Genomic DNA, 6,964 nt, shown 5'->3' on the forward strand with positions numbered 1-6,964 from the left:
CGACCACTCCTTCGGAATCGGTGGCCGACCGTCGGCTCCCTCCCGCCCGGCGCGGCGACGGCCTCTTCCCGATCGCGCCGGGGTGGACGCGAGACCCCGCCCGCGGCCTCGTCCGGGAGCCCCGGCCGGACCCGCGCGGCGCTGGCTCCAATGGTGCTTCGGATTTCGTCGCGGGCCGTGGATCCGGTGAAGTCGGCTGGTCAGGGGCGAAGCGGAGGGAAGTGTTCCAGCTGGTCCTGACGGTGAAGCGGCCCGGAGCCCCCGCTACAGTCACCGGCCATGACGACACATGACCAGCCCTCGTTCGCCGTCCACATCCCCGAAGCCGAGCTCGCCCCCGAGCCGCTCGACCCCGCCCAGATCGTCTCGGGAACGCCCGAGGTGACCGGCAAGGTCCTCTGGGAGTCCGCCGACGGCAAGCAGGTGCGCGGTATCTGGCAGATCACCCCCGGAGTGGTCACCGACACCGAGGCCGACGAACTCTTCGTCGTCGTCAGCGGGCGGGCCACCGTCGCCGTCGAGGGCGGTGCCACGCTGGAGATCGGGCCCGGTGACGCGTGCGTGCTGCGTGAGGGGGACCGGACCACCTGGACCGTCCACGAGACGCTGCGCAAGGCGTACCACATCAGCCTCTGAATCCGGTGCGGGGAGGGGGAGTCGAGAGCCCGGTCGGCGCGGCGCACGGTGCGGGTCGGCTGCCGGGTCGGCCACCGGCTCGGCCGCCGCGAGCTGCTGGCGCCCGCTGCTCCCTCAGCCCCGCCGCTCCCTCGGTCCTGCTGCTCCGTCAGCCCTGCCGCCCCCTCAGCCCCGCCGGCCCTCAGCCCCCCGCCCCTCAGCCCCCCGCCCCTCAGCCCCGTCGCAGCACTCCGCGTGCGGCCAGCGCCGCCATCGGCAGCAGCAGGCACGCGCCGACCAGGTTCAGCCAGCCGTAGCCCGCGCGCGCCACGATCAGCCCGGCCATCAGGCCGCCGAGGCCGGCCGCGGTGTTCATGATGAAGTCCGACAGGCCCTGTACCGCAGCCCTCGCGGCCTGCGGAACCGAGTCCGTGAGCAGCGCCGAGCCCGACACCAGGCCCGCCGACCAGCCCAGGCCGAGGACGAACAGCCCCGCAGCGGTCTGCCCGTGACTGGGGCCCGCCGTGCCCGCGAGCAGCGCCGCCAGGGAGAGGAGTCCGACCGAGAGGCCGATGACGGAGAGCCGGCCGAGGCGGTCCGACAGCCATCCCATGACCGGGGAGAAGGCGTACATGCCGGCGATGTGTCCGCTGATCACGAGGCCGATCAGCTGGATGCCGGCACCGTGGTGGCTCAGCGCCACGGGGGTCATCGACATGATCGAGACCATCGCGGTGTGCGAGGCGGTCACGGTGACCAGTGCGAGGCGGGCCCCCGGGGACTTCCGTACGGCCCTCACGCCCGCTCTGAGCGAGCGGCTCTCGGCCCCCTGGTCCTCCTCCGGGGCGGCCAGGGCGCGCGCCGTGAGCAGAGGGTCGGGTCGGAGCAGCAGCGCGACCACGAGCGCGGCGATCAGGAACGCGCCGGCCGCCCAGACGAAGGGGCCGGCCGTCGCCGGGATGCCGAGTCCGGCCACGCTCTCCCCGGCCGGCGCGGCGATGTTGGGGCCGAGGACGGCGCCGATCGTCGTGGCCCAGACGACGGTGGAGATGGCCCGGCCCCGGTGATGCGGTTCGGCCAGGTCCGCCGCGGCGAACCGGGCCGCGAGATTGGCCGAGGAGGCGGCGCCGAAACCGACCAGGCCCGCGAGGAGCAGGGGGAAGCTGTTCACGACCGCCCCGAGGACGGCGACTCCGGCGCCCAGTGCCCCGATCAGATAGGCAAGGACGAGTCCGGGGCGCCGCCCGCGTGATCCCATCAGCGCGGCCAGTGGCATGGCGAGCAGCGCGGGGCCGGCCACCGTGGCCGTCGAGGCGAGGCCCGACAGGGCTTCCGTGCCGCTCACATCCTTGGCCAGGACGGCGGCGAGGGCGATGCCGGTGGCGATACCGAGTCCGCCGAGGATCTGCGTGGCGATCAGCACGGCCTGGATCCGCCGCCGGAGCGCCGGTGGCACGGGTGCGGCGGCGGGGGCGGGTATCTCCGCCGGACGTGCGGCGTCAGGGGCATCGGGGGCTTTGGTCACTGACGAGAGTGTGCCAGCCGACCCCGCCCTTGAGAACGTCGCCCGCACAACCCGCGAGGAGGCCTACCGCACACCCGCGCGGGCGCCTCGCGGGATGTCTCCTCACGCCGTCGCCGCCACCTCAGAAGAGGGGCTGCGGCAGTACGCCCTCCAGGGCCAGCAGCGTCCTCTTCGTCTCCCGTCCGCCCCCGAAGCCACCGATCCCGCCGTCGCTCTCCACCACCCGATGGCACGGCACCACCACGGGCAGCGGATTGGCGCCCATCGCCGCCCCGACGGCCTGGGCGGCGCCCGGCTGCCCGACCCGCTTCGCCAGGTCCCCGTACCCGACGACCGTCCCGAACGGCACACCCTCGGCCAGCTCACGCAGCACCTGGCGGTTGAAGCCCGTCGTCAGCGTCCAGTCCAGGGCAAGGTCGAACGCGCGCCGGCCACCCTCGAAGTACTCCGCGAGCTGCCGTATCGGCTCGGCGAGCCGCCCCGACGCGCTCTCCACCGGCTCCGCGCCGAGCTGCCCCGCCAGCCGGCCGACCGCCGTCTCCCGAACCGCCTCGTCGGCGTGGAAGACCACGCTCACCAGACCGCGCTCCGTCGCCGCGAGCATCAGCGGACCGATGCCGCTCGGCACGACCGTCCATTCCACCGTGGTGTCCATGACGATCACGGTACGGCCGGGCACTGACATCGCGGCCATCACGGCCGGGTCTCGTCTCGGTCTCACCCGTGGCAATTCCCGGACCTCATGGTCGTACGGCCCGCCGCGCGCCATAATCTCGCCCCGGTAGTACTACTACTCAGCGGTACCGACTGTTTTCGGACGACATGGGCCCCACGGCTGGAGGTACAGACGCTCATGCAGGGCACGGTCGACGGATTCAGCTACGGCCTCGTCACCCCGGTCGCCGCCTACCTCATGGCCTGCCTCGGCGGCGCCCTGGGCCTGCGCTGCACGACGAGATCCCTGCGTCACCGCGACACCTTCAAAGCGGGCTGGCTCGCCCTCGGAGCGACGGCGATAGGGACGGGCATCTGGACGATGCACTTCATCGCGATGATGGGCTTCTCCGTCCGCCAGGCGCCCATCAGCTACGACCGGCCCATCACCTTCGCCAGCCTGGGCGTCGCCATCCTGATGGTCGGCATCGGCATCTTCATCGTCGGCCACCGCGGAGCCACCCCGCTCACCCTCGTCACCGGCGGCACCATCACCGGCCTCGGCGTCGCCACCATGCACTACCTGGGCATGGCGGGCATGAGGTTCCAGGGGACGATCGACTACGACACCCCCATCGTCGCCCTCTCCGTCGTGATAGCCGTCGTCGCGGCCACCACCGCGCTCTGGGCGGCCGTCTCGGTCCATGGATTTCTGGCCAGCCTCGGAGCCAGCCTGGTGATGGGCCTCGCCGTCAGTGGTATGCACTACACCGCCATGGCGGCCGTCAACGTCCATGTGCACGACTCCGGCCCCGTCACGGGCGGCGACACGGCCACCTCGCTCCTGCTGCCGATGCTGGTCGGCCCGGCCGTCTTCCTGCTCCTCGCCGCGGTCGTCGTCATGTTCGACCCGCTGCTCGTGATGGGCGACCCGGACTGGCAGCGGCCCTCGGCACACGGTCCGCTCCGTCCCGGAGTGCCGGCCCAGCGCCGCGCCCCCGCCTACGGCGAGCCCGCGAACTGGTCGGCCCGGCAGCCCGCCGACCGCGGAGTCAGGGGCGTCAGGGGAGGCCGGCGAGGTCGCGCGGACCGCGGCCGCGCCGGCAGCGCGGGACGGGGTGCCCACCGCTCCCAGGAGTGGTGAGCAAGGGGCCCTGGGGGCAGGCCCTGAGGCGTTCCCCGCCCGACTGTCGGTGGGGGGTCGTACGGTGGTTCCATGCGGCCCGTTTCCCAGATCGAACGTACGGTGGCGCCCTTCGAGGTCGTCAGCCCCTACCAGCCCAGCGGCGACCAGCCGACGGCGATCGCCGAACTCGACCGGCGCGTCCGCGCCGGCGAGAAGGACGTCGTCCTGCTCGGCGCGACCGGCACCGGAAAGTCCGCGACCACCGCGTGGATGATCGAGAAGCTGCAGCGCCCCACCCTGGTGATGGCGCCGAACAAGACGCTGGCCGCCCAGCTGGCCAACGAGTTCCGCGAGCTCCTGCCGAACAACGCGGTCGAATACTTCGTCTCGTACTACGACTACTACCAGCCCGAGGCGTACGTCCCGCAGTCGGACACCTACATCGAGAAGGACTCCTCCATCAACGAGGAGGTCGAGCGGCTCCGCCACTCCGCGACGAACTCGCTGCTCACCCGCAGGGACGTGGTCGTGGTCGCCTCCGTCTCCTGCATCTACGGCCTCGGCACGCCCCAGGAGTACGTGGACCGGATGGTCCCGCTCAAGGTCGGCGAGGAGATCGACCGCGACCAGCTGCTGCGCCGTTTCGTCGACATCCAGTACACGCGCAACGACCTGGCGTTCACCCGGGGCACCTTCCGGGTCCGCGGCGACACCATCGAGATCTTCCCGGTCTACGAGGAGCTCGCCGTCCGCATCGAGATGTTCGGCGACGAGATCGAGGCGCTCTCCACGCTCCACCCGCTGACCGGCGAGGTCATCAGCGAGGACCGCGAGCTGTACGTCTTCCCCGCCAGCCACTACGTGGCGGGACCCGAGCGCATGGAGAAGGCGGTCAACGGCATCGAGCGCGAGCTCGAGACCCGGCTCGCCGAGCTGGAGAAGCAGGGCAAGATGCTGGAGGCCCAGCGTCTGCGCATGCGCACCACGTACGACATCGAGATGATGCGCCAGATCGGCTCCTGCTCCGGCATCGAGAACTACTCGATGCACTTCGACGACCGCGAGCCCGGCTCCGCGCCCAACACGCTCCTCGACTACTTCCCCGAGGACTTCCTGCTCGTCATCGACGAGTCGCACGTCACCGTTCCGCAGATCGGAGCGATGTACGAAGGCGACGCCTCCCGCAAGCGGACCCTGGTCGACCACGGCTTCCGGCTGCCCTCGGCGCTCGACAACCGCCCGCTGAAGTGGGAGGAGTTCCAGGAGCGGATCGGTCAGACCGTCTACCTCTCGGCCACCCCCGGGACGTACGAACTGTCGCGCGGCGACGGCTTCGTCGAGCAGATCATCCGCCCCACCGGCCTGGTCGACCCCGAGGTCGTCGTCAAGCCCACCGAGGGCCAGATCGACGACCTGGTCCACGAGATCAGGCTGCGGACCGAGCGGGACGAGCGGGTCCTCGTGACCACACTCACCAAGAAGATGTCGGAGGACCTCACCGACTACTTCCTGGAGCTCGGCATCCAGGTCCGCTACCTCCACAGCGACGTGGACACCCTGCGCCGTATCGAGCTGCTGCGCGAGCTGCGGGCCGGCGAGTACGACGTCCTGGTCGGCATCAACCTGCTCCGTGAGGGCCTCGACCTGCCCGAGGTGTCGCTCGTCGCCATCCTCGACGCCGACAAGCAGGGCTTCCTCCGCTCCGGCACCTCGCTGATCCAGACCATCGGCCGCGCGGCGCGCAACGTCTCAGGACAGGTCCACATGTACGCGGACACCGTCACGCCGGCCATGGAGAAGGCCATCGACGAGACGAACCGGCGCCGCGAGAAGCAGATCGCGTACAACACCGCCAACGGCATCGACCCGCAGCCGTTGCGCAAGAAGATCAACGACATCGTGGCCACCATCGCCCGCGAGGAGGTCGACACCGAGCAGCTGCTCGGCACCGGCTACCGGCAGGCGAAGGACGGCAAGGGCGCCAAGGCACCCGTCCCCTCGCTCGCCGCGCACTCGACGAAGGGCAGGGCCAAGGGCGGCAGGGCGGGCTCCACGGTCGAGTTCGGCGACCGCCCGGCGACCGAACTGGCCGCGATCATCGAGGAGATGACCGACCGGATGCGGGCCGCCGCGGCGGAGCTGCAGTTCGAGGTGGCCGCACGGCTCCGTGACGAGGTGGGAGAGCTGAAGAAGGAGTTGCGCCAGATGAAGGAGGCGGGACTCGCCTGACGTCCCGGCCGCTCGCCCGTCCGGTGTGTTGCAAGACCGACACAAAACGCGGCCAGGTCTGCTGCGTTGTCACTGCCGCTGCGTAGGGTGCTGGGAAACCGCACGCACAGCGAGGCGGCCGCGGGGATCGCTAGGAGAGGGGACAGCGCGTGACGGTCAACATGACCAAGGGTCAGGCCATCAGCCTGGAGAAGCAGGGCGGGGGCGACCTGTCGTCCGTACGGATGGGGCTCGGCTGGCAGGCGGCGCCCCGGCGCGGCCTGTTCGGTTCGCGTACGCGCGAGGTCGACCTGGACGCCTCCGCGGTGCTCTTCGCCGACAAGCAGCCGGTGGACGTGGTTTTCTTCCGCCACCTGGTGAGCGACGACGGCTCGGTCCGGCACACCGGCGACAACCTGGTGGGCGGCGCCGGTCAGGGCGGCGACGACGAGTCGATCCTCGTCGACCTCCAGCGCGTGCCGGTCCACATCGACCAGATCGTCTTCACGGTGAACTCCTTCACCGGACAGACGTTCCAGGAGGTGCAGAACGCCTTCTGCCGGATCGTCGACGAGACCACCGGCCAGGAGCTCGCGCGCTACACCCTGGACGGCGGCGGCCAGTACACCGCGCAGATCATGGCGAAGGTGCACCGGGCGGGCTCCGGCTGGAAGATGACGGCCCTCGGCAACCCGGCCAACGGCCGGACGTTCCAGGACCTCATGCCCGCGATCCTGCCGCACCTCTAGGCCCGGACTTCGCACATGGTGTTTCAGGTGTCCAGCCAGCGGGGGCGGGTTTCGTCGATGCCGAGTAGTGCGAGGAGGTGGGCTTGA

At 71.0% G+C, this 6,964-nt stretch carries 6 protein-coding genes; 4 read left to right on the top strand and 2 right to left on the bottom strand.

The window, feature by feature from the left end:
* Positions 1–279 precede the first annotated feature (279 nt).
* A complete protein-coding gene (locus ACFUJR_RS27235) occupies positions 280–636 on the top strand; it encodes a cupin domain-containing protein (RefSeq protein ID WP_383170084.1) in 357 nt (118 codons plus the stop codon).
* A 211-nt stretch (positions 637–847) separates the two neighbouring features.
* Here the strand turns inward: ACFUJR_RS27235 and ACFUJR_RS27240 are convergent, their stop codons facing one another.
* Entirely contained in the window at positions 848–2,095 is a 1,248-nt protein-coding gene (locus ACFUJR_RS27240; RefSeq protein WP_383170132.1) for an MFS transporter, read from the bottom strand.
* Positions 2,096–2,261: 166 nt separating this feature from the next.
* Entirely contained in the window at positions 2,262–2,795 is a 534-nt protein-coding gene (locus ACFUJR_RS27245) for a methylated-DNA--[protein]-cysteine S-methyltransferase (RefSeq protein WP_383170082.1), read from the bottom strand.
* Between the two features lie 198 nt (positions 2,796–2,993).
* Here ACFUJR_RS27245 and ACFUJR_RS27250 point away from each other — a divergent pair, with 198 nt between their 5' ends.
* From ACFUJR_RS27250 to ACFUJR_RS27260, 3 genes are all read left to right on the top strand, one after another.
* A complete protein-coding gene (locus ACFUJR_RS27250) occupies positions 2,994–3,938 on the top strand; it encodes an MHYT domain-containing protein (protein ID WP_383170081.1) in 945 nt (314 codons plus the stop codon).
* Positions 3,939–4,010: 72 nt separating this feature from the next.
* Positions 4,011–6,149: an excinuclease ABC subunit UvrB gene (gene uvrB / locus ACFUJR_RS27255; RefSeq protein WP_383170079.1), complete on the top strand. Its 2,139-nt coding sequence runs from the start codon at positions 4,011–4,013 to the stop codon at positions 6,147–6,149.
* 149 nt (positions 6,150–6,298) lie between these two features.
* Positions 6,299–6,877, top strand: coding sequence for a TerD family protein (locus ACFUJR_RS27260; RefSeq protein ID WP_383170077.1), 579 nt, complete (start codon positions 6,299–6,301; stop codon positions 6,875–6,877).
* Positions 6,878–6,964 lie beyond the last annotated feature (87 nt).

Source organism: Streptomyces sp. NPDC057271 (assembly GCF_042668715.1).
Lineage (GTDB): Bacteria > Actinomycetota > Actinomycetes > Streptomycetales > Streptomycetaceae > Streptomyces.